The organism is Marinibactrum halimedae, assembly GCF_021234875.1.
GTDB classification, from domain to species: Bacteria; Pseudomonadota; Gammaproteobacteria; order Pseudomonadales; family Cellvibrionaceae; genus Marinibactrum; species Marinibactrum halimedae.
Window position 1 is genome coordinate 31509 of sequence record NZ_JAJQVM010000031.1, and the last position, 18905, is coordinate 50413.

The window sequence follows — 18905 nt, forward strand, 5'->3', positions numbered from 1 at the left end:
ACAGCCCGTGCAAAAGTGGCTAATAACAAATTAATACAAGCAATTGGCAAAAATAAGGATTTGAGACTAAACCATGTTAAACCGTATGACTTCTCGGCAATGGCAACGTTTTGTTTGGGGCGCAATATCACTGAGTGGTGCACTTTTAATCACGGTGGGTTTGTGGTTATCTCAAGTCCCTGAGCCTGCCGAAGGGCCCGTTATGGCTGGCCAAGAGGCCTCTTCTGAGGTGGAAGCATCGGCAGATATGGCGTTGGAGTTTATATTGGGAAAGGACGAAATTCCGTCTTTGGAGAATAATTCTTCGCCTTCAAGCAGCCATTATACCGATGCGGTAAAAGCGTATGATGATGCTTGGTGCGAACAATTAATGAGCAAATCTAATGAGCAATGGGCTGAAGCAGATTTTGTGAATTTTTCCAAGTATTGTCTCAATCCATAACCCGCTTTACAGTGTGCGGCTGTCGCGCTGAATGCGTGTTGTTGAGTAAGTTGTGGGCACCGCCTGAATATGTTTTTTGTTGATCATCGTCGTCAATTTTTTAACCCGCTTACCGGCAAATATCGGGAGGTGGTGGCAGCGTGCCTTCGGTTGCTTTATCAGCGCTTGTACACCGATTTGTGTGAGTACGGTCATTTATTAAACCGTGAACAAGTGATCGATATCTTCCAAGAGGCGGTCACTCGTACGCCGCTGTTGTTGGATGAAGAGCCTTCAGCGATAGAAAAGCCTTCAGCGATAGAAAAGTCTTCAGCGATAGAGAAGCCTTTAGTAATAGATAAGTCCCCAGCGACCGAAAAGATATCAGCCGATGGAAGGTCTTCAGAGGACAAAAACGATAAGGAAGGGCGTTTCCGCAACCAGCGCGAATTGGCGAATTTTATCTTAACGCGATTACTCGATTGTGGTTGGCTCGAGAAACAAGTAGATGACGCCACGTTGCAAAGTAGCTATCGCTTCTCTCGTATGGGGCGATTATTCACTCAGCCGTTTGTGGCCCAGAGTGAACAGAAAATTAAAACCCGCCACCGTAATACCCGAAATACCCGCAACAGCCTTCAGGGTTTTTTAGATCAGGCCGATGTGCACGATTTGCTGGATGCCTATGAATATTCTGAGCGCATTGTCAGTGATTTTACCGATATTATCGCCGAGTTAGATGAGCGAAAGCGTCAGTTGGTAAGAGAGGTGGAAGCACGCCAATTGGTGCAGCAAGCCAGCGATGAGTTTTTCCAATTTATGGAGCACCGTTTTCAGCCCGATGTCTCTATTCGTTTGTCCGCCGACAGTGTTGAAAAGTACCGGGATGAAATTAATCGCTTAATTAAAAAAATTCGCCTCCAACCGAAAGAGTGGAAAGCCGAAGCCGAATTTCGATTACGCGAGCTAATGCCCGATCATATTACTGAGGGCCAATCGTTATTGTGGGTGCTGTTAGATGGCATCGACCAGCGCTGCCGCAATGCCAGTGAAGTGATGCTACCCGCATTACGTCAAGCCTTACAAAGCTTCACTCAACGTGCCGATATTATTATTCGACAACTCAGTTATTTGTCTTCGGGTAATCAGAGTCGTGTCTTGGATTTTTGTCAGTCCTTTAAACAGATGGATTGTACCGAGCAAGATCAATTACTGGATAAAGCCGCACACGGGCTAGAACGAATTGATGTGGGGTATGTAGATCCAGCACACGTTCGCTTACAGCAACCGCGCAGAGCGAAAATTAACCATTGGGTGGATGACGCACCCGATGTGGATTTTGATCTCGAAGCGCGGAAAGACCTTTATGTACAAACTCTGCTCGACCAAGCGTTTATGGTGTGCGATGCGGATATTCGCGATTATTTAAAAACCTCCTTTGATGCCATTAAAGCCGCGCTTAGCCGGGGTGATGCCATCAACAGTGAAGATTTGCCGGTAGAAAGCGCACGGCATTTATTGGCCGCCACCCATGCCATTGAAGTGGCCAATAGCAATAATTTGTCTAATCAAGCCAATAACAAAAACGGTGTGCCTGCATTGCGATTTGAGGTGACCCCCAATGGCCGTTCTGTGAGTAATGAATTTTTATCTCAATGCGACAGTTTTTCCATTCGCTTAGTCATTGCCAGTGACTCGAATAAAGCGTCTATCGATGATTCTGTTGATGAATCTATTGAAAAAGCGATTTAAACCATCCTGTAAACGTATCCGCCAATCAGTGTATCCGTTAATAAGCGTACCCGTTAATTAAGAGAGTATTCGTAAAACATGAGCAACCTGAAAGAATTTTACGCACCCACTCTAAAATCGTTGAGTATTAGCGAAGATCGTTTTCGTGAATTGCTGTTGCGATTGTTGGATTACGGAATACTGTGCCGGAATGAAAATCAAACAGAGCAACAATACTACGATGTGTATTTACGCACACAAGCGCTGGTGAACGATTATTTTGAGTGGATGGGCATTCGAATTTTGCACGACAGCCGTTTTCAAACCGTCCGTTTACTGCCACCGGGGGCGGTGGTGCCGGGGGTAGAAGACGAATCTACCTTACCTTTTAGCGGTGGCTTGCGTTCGCGCCTCACTCAAGCGGAAGTGGCCATGGTTTTGGCATTGCGAGCCGAATACGAAAAAGCCTTACGGGAAGGGCAAATTGATGATGCCGGCTGCGTGCGATTATCGTTAGAAGCCTTGGCCTTATCCATGAAAAACGTGGTGGGCAGGCCCTTATCGGATAATTTGACCGAGCGAAAAAATCAATTGCGACGTTTACGCCAATTGCGATTGGTGGACGTGAATTTGGACGATATTTTAGAGAACAGCGATGGCTGGCTAAAAATACGCCCGATGATCATCAGTTTTGTTTCCGACGATGTGCTTGCGGGATTGATGCAAGCAGACGACGATCACGCTCAGAGTGGCGATACGGATAACGAAGAAAAATCGAATCAAGAAAAACAGACCCCAAAGTCTGAAAGTCAAGACGTACACGAGGACGACCACTGATGTATCTGAAAAAATTTATGTACGTCAACTGGGGCAATATTCCGCAGCTGGAATTTGAATTTGGGCCCATTTGTTTGTTTTCTGGGGGCAATGGCTCTGGTAAAACCACAGCTGCCGATGCCATTCAAACGGTCATGACCGCCGCTCACGATCACTTGTTCCATTTTAACCCAGGGCAAGATGAAGCCACCCAGCGTGGCCGGGGTAAACAAGTACGAACGCTGGCCTCTTATGTATTGGGTTGTGACGATGGTTCTTATGCACGCCCGAACGGGTGTGATGGCTATCTTGCAGCGGTGTTTCATCCGACCCAAGGTGAAGATTCCGAGCCTTTTACCGCCATTATTGCCATGCGCGCGCACATTGATGGCGCTGGCGAAAAATCCGTTGCCCGCTTAGACGATTTGCAATTTTATATTTTGCCCAGCGAACAATTGCATTTATCGCATTTTGTGAAAGACGATACCGGTGGCCGATATGTGGTGCCGACAGATCGCTTATTTAAATTATTAAAAACCGAATTTGGCCCCAATGCGGTTGAAAAATATGATAAGAAAAAATCCTATTTATGCCGATTATATGGGGCATTGCGTGGCCGCAGTGAAGCCGTTAATGAGCGTGAAGCCATGACGGCCGCGCGGGCCTTTTCGCGTTTTATGGCTTACAAGCCCGTACGCAGTATTAACGATTTTGTGGCCACCGAAATTTTAGAGCCCCGTGATTTAGGCGAGGCCATTCGCAGTGTATCCAGCCTGTTAAAAACCATTCATGGGATGGAGCAAGAATCTCGACATTTACGTGAGTCGATACATACCCTATCCAATGCAGATGGCGTGGCAAAATCGTACATTCATCAGTGGTTGGATTTTACGGTATTACGCTATACCCAAGCCAAAGCCCACAGTTTGGTAGACCAAAAAAAATACATTGATGCCAAGCGTGAACAAAAACAATTGCGGGACAGCTTAGCCAACAACCAAAAAGAACGAGGCGTTGCCGAACAGCGTCGACGTCAATGCCGAGAGCAAGCCCGTGAAATGGAAGCCAAGCGTTTGGGCATTCCCGCGTTGCGCTCTAAAGATGAGTTAGAACAAAAAATTCAAGACGCGCACAACCAATTGCATCAATTGGTGCCGGTGTTATTGCAGCAAGATCAAGTGCGCCAAAATAATATTGAGGCGGCGAAAGAATTATTAAGTGCATTGGAATCCACGTCCATTGAATTAACCGTTCCCGGTTTAAATGATAAATCGCTGCACAAAGCGTGTTCGGCGGTTCAGCAATCGGCGGATGCAGTGGATTTGGATTTGCATCATTTACTGGCAAAAGACTGGGTGGATATTACCCCGTTGGAGTCGAAGCTGGACGACACCTTGTTGTTGCAACAAACCCATAATCGTTGGCACAGCTTATTGTTTGAAGCCAATGGAGAGGCGGGTGCAGACAATTCCAGCAGTGTGCGTGATCAATTGCGGGCTGAAGGGCAGCGCGTAAAAGGCGAAGAGGCGGCCTTGCAGCGCGCCATTGAGCGTAAGCAGCAGGATATTCATACCTTGCGTGGGCGACGCTCCAGCTACCCAAGTTTTGTGAATGTGGCGTTGGAGGCCATTCACCGTAAATTGCCGGAAGCCGATGCGCGTGTGTTGTGTGACTACGTTGAGGTGCTCGATGGCGCCTGGCAATCGGCCATTGAAGGTTACATCGGCGGTGCGCGTTTTGGCATTATTGTGGCACCAGAGTGTGAAGCGGAAGCCATTGCCATTGTGCGTGGTTTGCCCGGCAGAGATTCCCGTGCGCGTGTGATTCAAGGCAGCAAAGCTCGGCGCGATGCGGAAAAAATTCATTTGCCCACCCATTCTATTATTGAATTAATGGAATTTGATCATGCCACTGCGCGGGATTATTTAATTGCCAGTTACGGCAATGTTGAACAGGTGTCGGATACGCAAACCCTCCGTAATACCCGCCGAGGCTTAACCCGCGATTGTATAGGTTCGGGCAACTACGCCATGTTCCGTTGTGATATGGACGACAGCGAATTGGTGTTTGGTAAATTAGGGCGCGAACGGGCACTATTGGCGAAAGAATCGGAAGTAACGTCGCTAGAGAATCAGTGGGCCGAACTGCAGCGGCAAAGTCAGTGGTGTGCCGAGATGCTGTCTTTGGTGGATCGGTGCGCGCCACTAACGGTGTTTGATACCTTACAGGAAATGCTGCGCTTGCATCGCAGTGCCACCGCCGCTGAAACGGGGTTGGATCAACTGGACATCACCGACTTTACCCAGTTGGATGACGCTCTGGCCGAATTACATCAACAAGAAGAGTCTTACCTCAGTACGTTAGGGCAATTACAAAAGCAAGCAGGCGAAATTGAAGCGCGCACCAAAGTGCTAGACAAACAGTGCAAAATACTGGCAGATGCTCAAGAGCAATCCGTAGACGAAGCCGAACTTGCCGAACAAGGGGTGCGTGCTATTGCCGCCGACTGGGGTGAGTTTGATGTAGAGCAGCGATTAAATGAGGCCGATGACACCGCCGCCAACACCAATTTGGCGGTATTGGTAAACAGTTTCACTCAATTGCAAACTGAACTCAGCGGTGCTGCTCATCAGTTAGTCAAAGCAGTAATGGCACACAATCAGATTTGTCGCCCGTCTGATGCGCTCAATTTTGAGCCGGATTTTGGTGTGGAACACGGCGTGAATTTCTTCAGGCAAATTGTGCACCTGCAGCGACAGCTCGACAGTATTCATAATCGCTTAAAAAATAACGTTTTGGCAGAAAAACACACGCAACTCGGTACTTTAAAAGACAGCTTTAACAACACGTTTGTGACGAATTTATGCCACTCGATTTATCAGTCTATTAACGATGGTAAAAAAACCTTAGAAGACCTTAACCGTGAGCTTGAACACCACCGGTTTGGTGCCGACCGCGAAAGCTTTCGTTTTGGTTGGGAATGGATACCCGAATACAAAGAATATTGGCAATTCTTTAAAGAGGTGATTGATAGCCCAGCCTTGGCCGATGGCAACACTCTGTTTGAAATGAAGCTCACGAAAAAAGCCAGTGCAGTGCGTGAGCGCATGATGTCGATGTTATTGGATGACGACGAAAACGCGGCCTTGCGTGAATTAGAGCGGGTGGCGGATTATCGCAATTACCGCAATTACGAAATTTACAAAGAACCCGAAAGCAAAGCGCCCATTGCCCTAAGCCAATACGGCACGGGCTCGGGTGGGCAATTAGAAACACCGGCGTACATTATCCGCAGTGCGGCCATTACCTCAGCGTTTCGATTTAATGAGGGCAAGTCCCACTTACGTATGGTGTTGGTGGATGAAGCCTTCAGTAAAATGGACGAACATCGTTCACGAGAAGTGATTCATTATTTAACCGAAAGCTTAGGTTTGCAGTTAATGTTTATTATGCCTACCAGTAAATCCGGGCCCTTTATGGATTTAATCAGTAATCAATTTGTCTTCACCAAGTGCCCGATTAATGGCACCATCGGGCAATTAAATACCCGAGTCTTGGTGGATCGACAAGTGTGCAATCGAGAGCGCATTAAAGAATTATGGGCGCAGCATCGCCGTACCATTCGTCATCAAGGCGCGTTAGACTTTATGGCAGAATTTGAAGCCTAGTGTTTTGAAAGCCAGTGTTTTGAAAACCAGTGTTTTGAAAACTAGAATCGGCTCTCGAAGACGTTGTGTTGCCAACGTCTTCGCTGAATAATAAAAAAGAACAAGAAGAGAAAAAGGGGAGCACCCATCACGACGTCAAAAAACAGCAATGTGTTAAGCGTATCTCGTTCATTGGCTGCCACGTTATTGTGGGTGCCGATGATTATCGCCAGCATTGTGTTAAGTCTGTGGTTATCGTGGCAGGCACTATCTCAGGTGGATTTCAGTTATGGCGTTTGGTACGACGTTTTAGGTATTCACGAGCATATTGAAAAGTATGGCCCGCAAAATCGTCATCGGCGCGGTTTTGAAACCACCACCGTAGAAGAGCGCAAGCGTGTGTTTGGTGAGGTGGTGAAAAGCATTAACCACCATGGCGATGGTTTGGCCAATATTACGTATTATGGCCCACCAAAAGCCAATGGTGCTCTTTCCCCTATTGATCGCCTTTTTCATCGTGATGAAGTCGGGCACCTGCAAGATGTGGCCAATTTAATTACCGTTTTTGATCGTTGTGCGTACGGTGCGATGGGAGTGTTATTGGTTTATGTTGCATTACTCCTATGGCGCCAACGCTGGTTATCGGCAATGTCTTTATCCGTTGCGGATTTGCCTTGGTGGCAGCAAAAACCCAATTGGCGTAATGCTCACTTGTGTTTAGTCGCCATTGTTGGATTGTTAACCGTAGCCGTCTTTATTATCGGGCCGGTTGAGGTGTTTTACTGGTTGCACGAACACATTTTCCCACCAGATCATCCATGGTTTTTCTATTATCAAGATTCTCTCATGGCGACGTCCATGAAAGCCCCCGATCTTTTTGGTGCCATCGCCGTAGAGTGGTTTGCGTTAACCGCTTTGGTGTACAGCCTTTGGCTTTTTTTGTGGATAAAAGTGGATCGATAGCCTAAGCCGATGATAGCCTTGCGCGGTTTTTGCCTAATTCGAAAAAATCGCGTTTTACTACGACAATAAATCAGTACGGGTGCAACTCAACCCCTCTTGCGCTGAAAAGTATGGCAACATCAATATTGCTGATGAGTAAGTGTTTGAGAATAAACCATCGTGTGCATATTCGGTTGGGCGATGTGTGCCAATTTTAATTGCATGACTCGGTGTGAAAGTGAACAACACCGACTTTGTGGAACGCTATTTACATGCCAAATGATTCAAACTTCGCGTCCAAAACGCGTTTACCGGCGGAGTGGGAGCCGCAAGATGCCGTTATGGTGACCTGGCCCCACGCCAACAGTGATTGGGCGCCATGGCTAAACCAAGTAGAGGATTTATACGAGGGGCTGGTAAAATTGCTGTCGCAGTATGTCAATGTACTGGTGGTCAGCCCCCCAGAAACCCATTTGGATATTGCTGAGCGCTTGGTCGAAGGCGGCGCTGACCAAGAGCGGGTATTTATGCAACCCATTGCCACCAACGATACGTGGGCACGAGACCATGGCCCAATTACCGTCTATGTGGGTAGAACCGTTCAGATTATGGACTATCGTTTTAATGGTTGGGGCAATAAATTTGCGGCGCACTTGGACAATAAAATTACCGTCTCTTTGTATGACGCCGAATCCTTCCCTGGTGCGTATTATTTGGCGCGCAATTTAGTGCTTGAAGGGGGCGCGATTGAGTCAGATGGCCAAGGTGTTTTAATGACCACTACCGAGTGTTTATTAAACGAAAATCGCAATCCTCGGCTCACGAAAACAGAAATCGAAGAGCATTTATTGTCTGATTTTGGGGCGCAAAAAATACTCTGGTTAGAACACGGTTATTTAAGCGGTGACGATACCGACAGCCATATCGATACCTTGGCGCGCTTTTGCCCAAATAATACCATTGCTTATGTGAAATGCGATGACCCGGAAGATGAACATTACGATGCCCTGTCGGCCATGGAAGCCCAATTGCATACGTTTACAAATGCGCAAGGCGAGCCATATCGTTTATTGCCTTTACCGTGGCCGGAGGCGAAATTTGATGCAAACGGTGAGCGTTTACCCGCCACCTATGCCAATTTTTTAATCACTAATAACGCAGTATTAATGCCTACCTATAACGACAAGCAGGATGCTTTAGCACTCAACCTTCTTCAGGAAGCGTTTCCTGATCGAGATGTACACGGCGTAGATTGCTCGGTATTGATAGAGCAGCACGGCAGTTTGCATTGCATTACCATGCAAATTCCCAAAGGCGCATTGGATTAAGGATTGTTTTATTGATCTGAGTCACCGTGTTATTGGCAATACCCAATTATTGGCGACATTGCCCTCGGTACAAACGTTTGATCTTTTCTGTGGTACGGCATAAGGCCGTGCTGTCATAGTTAACCCATTATTAATTAGGGTGTTGGTAAAGCAGTATGTTTCAACACGACGACACTTTGGTGGAGGCAGTGCACTTTTCACGCCTCGACCCCGACAATGTATTCTCCACTGTTTCTAGCCATGAATTTGAGTTAGAGGGCCAATCGTGGCCGACGGTGGAGCATTACTATCAAGCAAAAAAATTCCAGAGATCTTCAGATATGGAATCCATCCTCGCCTCACCCGATGGCCTACAGGCCTATCGCCGGGGCAATCGCTGGTGGAAGCGCGGTCGCCTGCCCACCTGGAAGCAAAACCGCCGCATTATGATGACCCGCGCTTTGTACACCAAAACCATGGCGCATAAAGCGGTGCGTGAAGCCCTCTTGGCCACCGGCGACGAAAAAATCGTCGAGACCTCGTTGTACAGCCCTTACTGGGGGATTGGCCGTGACCAACGGGGCGAAAATATGCTCGGTCAAATCTGGATGGACATTCGCGCCAAAATTCGGGCGGATATGCGGGTGTCTGAATTGAAGATGGTGAAGGAGTAATGTGGCTAACGATTGGTCATATCAATAATTCTCCTATCTCTTATCAAGGAGTATTTTCTGTGCCCTTGAAAGTAGATTTTCCAATTTTAAGCCGAAATGATAAACATAAAACAATACCAAATATTGCTTTATTTCAAGCCCGCCTTTTTTTAAATGAAAACGCATTTCAAGTTTTACATCCTTTATTAAAGGATGACGGAGAATTTATTCCAGCGATTTCTGAACAGGGTTCTGGTTACTTATTTAACCCTCTTAGAGTTGCAGAAAGTGTTCAAGCGTTAGACCTCACATTAAGCAAGAAAAACACATGGGGTCATCTTGAAAATATGGCATTTCATGAAGAAAAATTAGAAGGCTGGAATGTGTTTCGTTCGGAATTTAATGCGTTTATGTCATTGCAGTGTTCAGATGAATTTAAACAAGTGATTGAAGTGGCCGATTTAACGGGTGTTTATTTTACGGAAGAGTTGGGCAATGCAGCGGCAGATAAAACGATTGGTAGCCGCTCTTTAAATTAGTGATGCAAAGTTTTACAAGCAAATTTTAAGAACAAAAATAAGAAAGTGAGGGTGCGGGCTTGGATGCTAAAGAACAGGATGTGCTGCTTGATAAAGAGGAATTGAAGAAGCGCTTTAAAAAGCTGTATAAAATTGATAAACAGTGGCCGGCTTTAATTGCAGCGCGTTTAGCACTTCGGGTATGGCCGTTGATGGGTGTACAGCAACATTTTGATTTTTGGAAGCAGGAGCGCACTCAAGGTGATCGAACTGCAGGCCCGGTTAAGAAAAAAAAGAATGTTTTAACTGAAGAACGTGAAAAAGTAGAACCTGCTGTTGTTGATCGTCGAGTTGATTATATTTTGGCGACGTTTTGGACAAGTGGTTGTTTTGTATTTAACAGTGATGAGGTAGTTTCTCAGAAAGAGAGGTCTATTGCTAGAATTGCCTATGTCGCCGCCGACGCCGCCGCCAGCGCCGCCTACACCGCCGCCGCCAGCGCCGCCGATGCCGCCGCCTACACCGCCGCCTACACCGCCGCCACCGCCGCCACCGCCGCTAACGCCGCCAACATCGCCGCCACCACCGTCGCCTACATCGCCACTAACACCGCCTACACCGCCGTCACCGCCGCCGCTAACGCCGCTAACGCCGCCAACACCGCCGCCAACACCGCCGCCGCCAACGCTTTCTCCTTCGCTCAAAAAAATCAATTGTTCACAGACCTTAACTTTGCAGAAACAGGAAACGCGTTCAGGGAATTGGTCGCACAGCCTTTATGGGATTCTGTCCCAGATGAAATTAACACCATCTATAAAGATAAATTTCTACCGGCTGTGAATGATTTAATTGAAGAAGTAGGGGGCACTTCTTCAGAAAGTGTTAAAGCTCTAGAGCACGCCTTAGAGCTTTATGAATCTCTACTGGTTGACCCAAAATCCCAGTGGCAACCCACTTCCAGCGTATCCCCAGAAAATACCCGCAATAATCTCGACCGCCTTAACCGAGAAAAGTTAGTCCAAGGGTTAAATTCATTACTAACGGATAACGATAACACCGAGCACATCACGATAGGCTTAATGGGCCACTGGGGCGTGGGGAAGACGCGTGTATTGGATTTATTGCGGGAGTCTTTAAAAAATAATAATGACTCTGGCGAGCCGTTTTTATTTGGTGAGTTCAACGCTTGGGCCTATGAACATGCGAAAAACAGCCAAGCCGCCATGGCCCATGAAGTGATTAAAGCCATGACGTCTTGCCCACATCGTGTACCGGTAGGGCATGATTTGCCATGGAACATTCGGTGGCATCGCTCTTTTATGAATGGCGGTAAAAGCCTTTCTTGGAAAATACTGATTCGTACCCGTCTTTTATTTGGTTTCGCCGTACGTAAATACCCAGTAAAGATGTGGGTGTTTGTGGTGTGGTTAGGGCTATTTGCTTACTTAATTCCAGAATTTATTCTGCCTTTATTGAGTGAAGGCGGAGAGTTAAAAAACGTATTGGATAAAAAAGGCGTTTTGGATTGGGGTATGATTGTCGGGTTGCTGTTGGGGAGTTGGCAATTGCCTCGTCAAGTACGCATTTTATTTTCTCAACCCATGACGAAGGAATTTCTCACTTATTTAAAATTACCCAATTACCTGGCGCATATTGGTGATATTGCGCAAATGCAAAAGGACATTCGCTTAATGGCTAATATTCGCTTGGGCGCCATGGTGGAGGGTAATCACGATTGGCTGGGTAAAGTTTTACCTAAGCGTCGGTTATTGTTTGTGGTAGATGATCTCGACCGGTGTGGCCCCCAAGGCATTGTCAAAACCTTTGAGGCAATTCGTTTGGTGTTGGATATCCCACAAATTTACGTGGTGGTTGCCGTAGACCACCGTATTGCGCTGGCGGCGTTAGCTCAGCACTACGAAAAGTTGGAGAACCACCACAACCTGCAAGACGCCAAAGCCATTGCACGGGATTACTTGGCGAAGATGATTCAACTGCCCATTGTGTTAGGGGATGGCGATGGGGATACGCTAACAGGGTATCTAAGTCATTTGTGGAGTGATGAAGAGCAAGATAAAACCCAATGGTTGCATTGGCTGAACCCCCAAGAGCCAAACTTGAAAGAAAAAGGGAGCACTGCTAAACCCCCAAAACCCGATGACATTGGCGAACAAAAAGAAAATTCAAACCATGAAAAAATCACAGAAGCTGAACTGGCACAGCGGGTGTTACAAGCCAAACCCCGAGAGGTGAGCTCGAAAAGCGAAGTGGGGATGAGTGATCAGCAAAAAGCGGCGTTTTATTATTGGTCTTCTAACTTTAAATTAACCAATGCCCGACAACTGAAACGTTTGCACAACAGTTACAATTTGATTCGTTTGGTCTCTCATAATGAAGACGCAACGGTAGGTGATCCCACGGATGAAGCGTACTGTTTTCATTACGGTTATTTGGTCACGTTATTGGCATTGGAGTGCGTGAATAGCATGGAGATGGCACAACATCGCCAACACTGCGCGCAGTTTTTGCGGGTGGGAAATGCAGAGCTGTTGCAGTGCTTACCAAGTGAAGAGCAACGCATTCATTTGGTGGCCGCACGAAACATTATTCAACAAGCTGCACAGGTTTTCTATGCGAACGAAGGGGGTAACGCCTTCGATCAATTACTGCATTATATAAGCAGTTTTGTACTGCCTGCCATCGATAATGTATCGAAAATAGAACCTCAAAGTGTGATCAAAGAGGATGCCGATTGAAAGTGAAATACCGTAATAAAAAACCTCTCACGTAGGTGGGAGGTTTTCGTATTCCGGTTTAATATAAACTCAATCAATACTAAATAGTTTAACTCAATGGTTTAACTAAGTGGTTTAACTAAGTGGTTTAACTAAGTGATTCAACTAAATAGTCTAATTAAATAGAACAATTGGCACTGGCGGCTTGTGCGTCGCTCTCAAAACACTGATTGCAAGAGGCCGAGTAAACCGGGTGGCTGCTCGAACAATGATTCGACGTCGGTGTTGGCATAATTGGTGTTGGCGTCGGTGTTGAGATCGGTGCGGGTGCCGGAGTGAATACGGGTGTTGGTGGCGTATTGGGAACCGAGCAATAATCGTTCATTTGTTGCTCCGTGAAACAAGCGTTATTGGTTGGGCAACGGTATGGGTGTGAGCTTGCACAAGACGAATCCAAATACTGTCCTAATCCAGTACCCGGTGCAGGTGCAGGTGCAGGTGCAGGTGCAGGCGTTGGTGTAGGAGTGGGCGCTGGAGTAGGCGTTGGTGTTGGTGTTGGAGCTGGCGTTGATGCGTTGTCGCTACCCAGTAACTCAAACAGGCCTGGAGACGCATTTAACCAATCACTACCAGAGATCTCATTGACCCATAGATTTTGAATCGTGTTGTTCGTTTCAACTCGTGAATCACCCCAGTAACCTTCGTTATATGGGCTTGCCCACTTGCCTTGGCTATCCCAGTCAGCATTGATGTAAGCGACCGCTTTAATGACATCATCATTGGCATCAATGTAGTTGAAGAAACCGCTAAACCATTCATCCCAAATTTGCTGAGCCGATTTATTGTCATCGGGTATTTGACGCTGAACGTTTGTGTTATGGGTTAAATCGCTGATGTCGAAACGCTGTGGTGCAGATTCTGCAATAATAACAGGCTTATTGTGTTGGCGAGCGAAATCAACAATGTTATTAATGGCGGAGTTCTGAACTTGGCAGTCGTCTGGGCGGAAATAAGAAAAGGCAACCCAATCAACGTATTCACTACCCGGCCACCAGTCTTGGAAGTCATAACCACCGTAAGTTTGAATTGCACCGCCTAACCAAGGAGCACAATAACTTGAACTCTGCCAAGTCATAATAATGTTCTCGGCATCGGCTTGCTCAATTTTATTGTGCATACGAACCCATGCTTGTTTGAAGGCGGTAGGGTCGTAGGTATTCCAATTGCCGTCAAACTCATAACCCCAACGCAAGAAAACAGGGCGCTCCCAAGACTTCAGAATACGGACCATTTCATCCATATTCTCATCCAATTCACCATTGTTGATTTGATCTAATTGATTAACGAGGTAAACACCAATCGCCAGGGTGCTGTTTGGATAGTCAGCATAAAGTCGCCCCATATTATTGGGGCCTGCTTTATTATCCACATCGGTAATCAGTCCGCTTAAATCCGCTAGGCTAACATAACCGGTTACGCCGCCAGGGGTAACACTTACTTGAGCGTTGTAGTTATCAATGCTTAGTAAATCTTGGCCAATAATTAATAATTTTTGGCCTTCAGGTGGTAAAAAAGGGCCTTCTACTGCATGAGACATGCTCGATGTAAGAGCAGCGGTGGCGATAGTGATGGCAGCCGGTAATAATTTGAATCGTTTACTTTTATTAAACAATTTACTTTTACTAAACAGATTACTTTTATTGAACATAGTTTCACCCTGTTTTTATGGCGTTGTTAGGAATAAGGCCTTGCTTTTAAAGCCTTGTTGTTAAGAACGCTTGTTAGACCTTTTCGTACAGAACAACGACGACGGAGGCGTTTGCTGTCGCGATTGGAGATTTTTATGACTGAGAGGTCAAACGCTGGCGAGGACATTATGTCTGGGTTGGAAAATCTTTTGTATGTATTATTGTTTCATTTAAATAGGTTGTGATGATGTCTGGTTAATGAGTTTGCTTTGCTTCTCATTTTGCAGGGAATATATAAAGTACTTCACATAGGTAAGTCATGTTAAGGTTTATTTTTTAGAGATGACTCGTGAATTATTTTTTCCATGGTGACGAAGCCGAATGAAAATTCAACGTTTATCGGTTTTTAACTTTGGTTTTTTAACTTCGGTTTTTTAATTTTGACTTTTCAATCTCGACGTAAATGATCTTTTACGGCAACGGGGTTGGGTAAGTTAAAAATCACTAGATAACTGGAAACGATAAACGTAATAATAGCGGCGGCTTGGATAAGTGTTGAGGCTTTTTCGCCAATCATTTCCCCTTGGGTGGCGACAAAGGCAATCAGTAAAGAAAATTCACTGATTTGCCCAAGTCTCAGGCCAATATCCCAAGACAGAGAGGCTTTTTCGCTGTGGCTTTTCAGTAAAAGTCCAAAAGTGACAGGTTTAATGACCAGCATGGCAATGGCCAACACGATTGAGGCAATAATGACATCTGACAGTAAAGTAATATTCAGCTGCGCCCCCAGAGAAAAGAAGAAGAGAATAAGGAAAAAGTCTCGTAAAGGTTTTAAGCTAATGGCAATGTATTGAGAGATGGGGCTGGTGGCGAGACAGACGCCTGCGATAAAAGCGCCAATTTCAGCGGAAAGGCCAACGAATGCAGCAGCTTCGGCCACCCCTAAACACCAGCCAATCGCCAATAAAAAAATAAATTCATGGATGCGATCAAAACGAGCGATCAAGTACAGTAAAATGTATTTTACAAACGCCCAGGAGCTTACGCCTAACAATGGCAGTGCGACTAGGGTTTGACCAAGCTTTTGTACATCGACTTGCCCGAGGTCGCCGCTGAGCAGAAACATTAAACATAGAATGGCAATAAAATCTTGAAACAGCAGCAACCCAACCATTAATTCGCCGGCGTGTTTGTGATGTAACACCGTCGTGGGCAGTAATTTGATCCCAATGATGGTGCTGGAGAACATCATCGCGATACCAATAATGATATTTTCTACATGGCTAAAGCCAAATACCCACCCAATACCGTACCCTCCGATGGCAAACACGATGGAGCTAATGATCCCCACATTGGTGGCCTGCTTAAGCACGGCAAACAACGCTTTGGGCTGCATGTCCAGCCCGAGTAAAAACAATAAAAAAATGATGCCAATATGTGCGATCTCGCTGATCAAATGCACTTCTGTGATCAGCTTAGTGCCATGAGGGCCAATTAAAATCCCCAGAGCGATGTAGGCTACCAATAAAGGCTGTCGAGTGTAGAGGGCAAAAGTGGCGAAAACGGCGGCACCTGAAAAAATCAAGAAAAACACTTGAAAGAGACTCTCACCCATGGCTCGTTCACCGAAATGATTGGAATAGTATTTAGACTAAACGAAAAGGTGGTTTCCTGCGAACGTCAATCTTTATGAATGAAGAATGAATAAAAATCAAATAAATAATGAAGGGGATCAGTGCTTTTTGATCGGTGCTTTTTTATGGCTTAGATCAGGCATGAATTCAGTAGATGAGCGTTATTTTTATGACAGATTGATCAAAGCCTTTTCTGGAAAAATTAATTAAAGCCGCCAATACTGATTGTAATTCTGAATAATGAATTTGACGCAATATTTTAGGATTTTTTGCGTCAATGGTTCTTACGCTGTGGTCATTGTCTGATGGCCAATGGTTATTCGTATTTCAACAAACAATTTTCACTGTTTATCCACCACGGTTATTCTTCATTGGCATTTTTGGGTACGTGATGCGTAGAGCGTGTCAAATGAGGCGAGGAGACGATTTAATATGAAACAGTTTTCACCGAGCAAAAGTCTTTTTAATGAAAGCCCTTTTAATGAGAGTCCTTTTAATGAGAGCCCTTTTGACGACAGTCCTTCGAGTAAGACCCAATGGAGTTGGGGGCAACATTTGCGTGCAGCGAGTATGGGGTTATTTGTCTTAAGCCTCTGTGCTTGTGGCGGTGGTGGCGGTGGTAGCTCGTCTTCCGGAGCGACGCCTACACCGGCGCCGGTACAACCGTCATTCGACATTTCCGGTACGGCCGCAAAAGGGGTCATTGTGGGCGGTGTGGTGAATGCTTACCCCATTGTTGAGGGGATTGTGGACACCAGCAATAGTTTGGGTTCGGCTACCTCGGATGAAAATGGCAATTACAGTATCACCATTGATAACTTCGAAGATCAGCCCATTGTTGTAAGAATTCAACCCGCTGAAGATGGCTCTACCATTATGAAGTGTGACATTACAGGCGGTTGTGGTGATGGTATTCCTTTTGGCGGCGATTTCCCCCTTACGGATACGAGTTTTGTCTTGGATGCAATGATTCCTACGCCCACCGGAGAGGAAATTGTTACAAACATTTCCACCATGACCAACGTTGCCACCAGTGTTGCCCTAGAGGCCATTGCCGTGGGCGATGACGTTGATGATGCCATTGAAGATGCCAATACCAGTGTGGCCAATCGTTTTGGTTTAACCGGTGATGTAACACTATTTTCGATCGTGGATTTAACCGATCCGGCCGCAGTGGCGGAAGCCGATGACGATGACCTTGAGTTTAATTTATACAGCAGTGCCATTGTGCGAGCCGTATTGACCGACAACGCCTCGGCGGATTTGGTCAGTGCGATTGCCTTATTTGCAGAGCAATACGTAGAGCAGGACGGGTTGGCGGATCGGGAAGAAGACGGTGCTGAAGGCGTGACCTTGGCGGATATTTTAACCGCTGCATCGTTGGTGATCGACGATATCGAGCTTGAAGCAGAAGATGAGGGTATTGAAATTGACATTGCTGGGCTGGAAGTTGAGTTTGATACCCAGGCGGATTTCTTTTCCATGTTCGGCAGCTTTACGCCCTCTGAAGGAACGCCGATAGACAGTGATACCGATGGTTTGCAAGTCACTAAAGATTTCGTGGCGGACATTCGTACCATTGCTTTGAGTACCGACTTAGTGGGTGAGGAACCTTTTGCTGATGAGTTAGCGTTGGTGGAGGGGGTTTTTAATGACGATACGGCTTTATTGCTGGAGGCGGTCGAAATGGCTGTTTCTGCCATTGAGGGGGCGATGAATCCTAATGTTGCTGTGCCTGGGCTTCCTGTGGATGGAGGGTTTACGGACCTGCCCCCCATAACGGATCCCTCGATTGGCTTGCAGCCAGTAACTTATACAGATTCGGTGAGTGGCGTTGAAGTCGCGATTTCGGAGGAGGCTCAGGGCACACAATATCAGGTTAATCAGATTGTGCCGGTGATGAATGACGCTGGGGTTGCGGTTGATGTGTCTGTGGCTATCACCATTTTCGACGAAGGCTCATTGATCGATGATAGTACGGGTGATGAAAGTTTACGCTTCGATGTTTCGGCCACTATTGGGGAAACGGTGTCTCTGGTGTCAGAAGCTGGATATTTGAGCTTACTAGAAAGCGCTTCTGGTGAAGACTCCACCATTGAGTTTGGAGCTTTATCCATTGCGCCAATGATTACTCAGTTATCTGGTGCAGACCCAATAACGTTTGAAGGCTTTTTGGAATTATCTTTGATTTCTGCTGAGCTTGATGACATTGATGTTGAAGAAGAGCTAGACGAGGAAGACCTTTTTGAAGATTTATTGGAAGCGTTTGAGGGAGAATTTTTCGAGTTATCTTTGGGGGGAACATTCAGTTCGGCCTCTGGGAGTCGTGTGAGTGGTTCAATATCTTTACTTTCGGCTGGCGCCGGTGAAGAGGATCAATTCAACAGCGTGGCGGTGTCTTTCTTAACGGCCATTGAAGGTGTCAGCGATGAAGTGGCCGTGTTGTTTTTCTTAGAAGACGGTGAGCTGGAAGAGAGTGCAACCTTTTCGATTCATTTTGATGACGTCAGTTTATCTGTACAGGCGTTTGAATCGGATGAGGCGTCTCAGGTTTTCATCGTTAACCAGGACAACGTTGTGCTCTCTTATTCTGAAGTTGAAAATGACGATAACACAATCAGCGCTGAAGGCTTTATTGTTGTTGGTGAAGACGTATTCGCAGATATTTCTGCACGAGATGGTGTGATTATGATTGCTTATAGTGATGGATCGTTTGAATCACTGTAAGCGGGTATAAACAGGCTTTATTAAAGAAGAGAGCATAAAAGCCGTTTATTGAGAGAGTTTATTTGTAGCACTCAATAAACGGCTTT

General features: G+C 46.1%; 13 protein-coding genes. 11 read left to right on the forward strand and 2 right to left on the reverse strand.

Going from position 1 to position 18905, the window contains the following annotated elements:
• Positions 1-73: 73 nt before the first annotated feature.
• The 9 genes from LU351_RS16320 to LU351_RS16360 all read left to right on the forward strand — a co-directional run bounded on the left by LU351_RS16320 (position 74) and on the right by LU351_RS16360 (position 12791).
• On the forward strand, positions 74-442 hold the full coding sequence (locus LU351_RS16320) for a DUF3012 domain-containing protein (protein WP_232595155.1): 369 nt from the start codon (positions 74-76) through the stop codon (positions 440-442).
• A 69-nt stretch (positions 443-511) separates the two neighbouring features.
• Positions 512-2173 (forward strand): Wadjet anti-phage system protein JetA family protein, encoded by a 1662-nt coding sequence (locus LU351_RS16325; protein ID WP_232595156.1) that lies wholly within the window; start codon positions 512-514, stop codon positions 2171-2173.
• 78 nt (positions 2174-2251) lie between these two features.
• Positions 2252-2989, forward strand: a complete 738-nt coding sequence (locus LU351_RS16330) for a DUF4194 domain-containing protein (protein WP_232595157.1) — start codon at positions 2252-2254, stop codon at positions 2987-2989.
• Positions 2989-6636: an ATP-binding protein gene (locus LU351_RS16335; RefSeq protein WP_232595158.1), complete on the forward strand. Its 3648-nt coding sequence runs from the start codon at positions 2989-2991 to the stop codon at positions 6634-6636. The genes LU351_RS16330 and LU351_RS16335 overlap by 1 nt, the downstream gene beginning before the upstream one ends.
• Positions 6637-6786: 150 nt before the next feature.
• The gene (locus tag LU351_RS16340) at positions 6787-7578 is read left to right on the forward strand and encodes a lipoprotein intramolecular transacylase Lit (RefSeq protein WP_232595159.1); all 792 of its coding nucleotides are present in this window, start codon (positions 6787-6789) and stop codon (positions 7576-7578) included.
• A gap of 251 nt (positions 7579-7829) precedes the next feature.
• Positions 7830-8885 (forward strand): agmatine deiminase family protein, encoded by a 1056-nt coding sequence (locus LU351_RS16345; protein WP_232595160.1) that lies wholly within the window; start codon positions 7830-7832, stop codon positions 8883-8885.
• Between the two features lie 155 nt (positions 8886-9040).
• Positions 9041-9538, forward strand: coding sequence for an NADAR family protein (locus LU351_RS16350; RefSeq protein ID WP_232595161.1), 498 nt, complete (start codon positions 9041-9043; stop codon positions 9536-9538).
• Entirely contained in the window at positions 9538-10056 is a 519-nt protein-coding gene (locus LU351_RS16355) for an imm11 family protein (protein ID WP_232595162.1), read from the forward strand. The genes LU351_RS16350 and LU351_RS16355 overlap by 1 nt, the downstream gene beginning before the upstream one ends.
• A gap of 59 nt (positions 10057-10115) precedes the next feature.
• Entirely contained in the window at positions 10116-12791 is a 2676-nt protein-coding gene (locus LU351_RS16360; protein ID WP_232595163.1) for a KAP family P-loop NTPase fold protein, read from the forward strand.
• 157 nt (positions 12792-12948) lie between these two features.
• Here the strand turns inward: LU351_RS16360 and LU351_RS16365 are convergent, their stop codons facing one another.
• The gene (locus LU351_RS16365) at positions 12949-14478 is read right to left on the reverse strand and encodes a glycoside hydrolase family 26 protein (RefSeq protein ID WP_232595164.1); all 1530 of its coding nucleotides are present in this window, start codon (positions 14476-14478) and stop codon (positions 12949-12951) included.
• Between the two features lie 428 nt (positions 14479-14906).
• Positions 14907-16073, reverse strand: coding sequence for a cation:proton antiporter domain-containing protein (locus tag LU351_RS16370; protein WP_232595165.1), 1167 nt, complete (start codon positions 16071-16073; stop codon positions 14907-14909).
• An 85-nt stretch (positions 16074-16158) separates the two neighbouring features.
• On the opposite strand from LU351_RS16370, the gene LU351_RS16375 reads away from it, so the two are divergent.
• The gene (locus LU351_RS16375; RefSeq protein WP_232595166.1) at positions 16159-16302 is read left to right on the forward strand and encodes a hypothetical protein; all 144 of its coding nucleotides are present in this window, start codon (positions 16159-16161) and stop codon (positions 16300-16302) included.
• A gap of 222 nt (positions 16303-16524) precedes the next feature.
• Positions 16525-18819, forward strand: coding sequence for a hypothetical protein (locus LU351_RS16380; protein WP_232595167.1), 2295 nt, complete (start codon positions 16525-16527; stop codon positions 18817-18819).
• Positions 18820-18905: the final 86 nt, after the last annotated feature.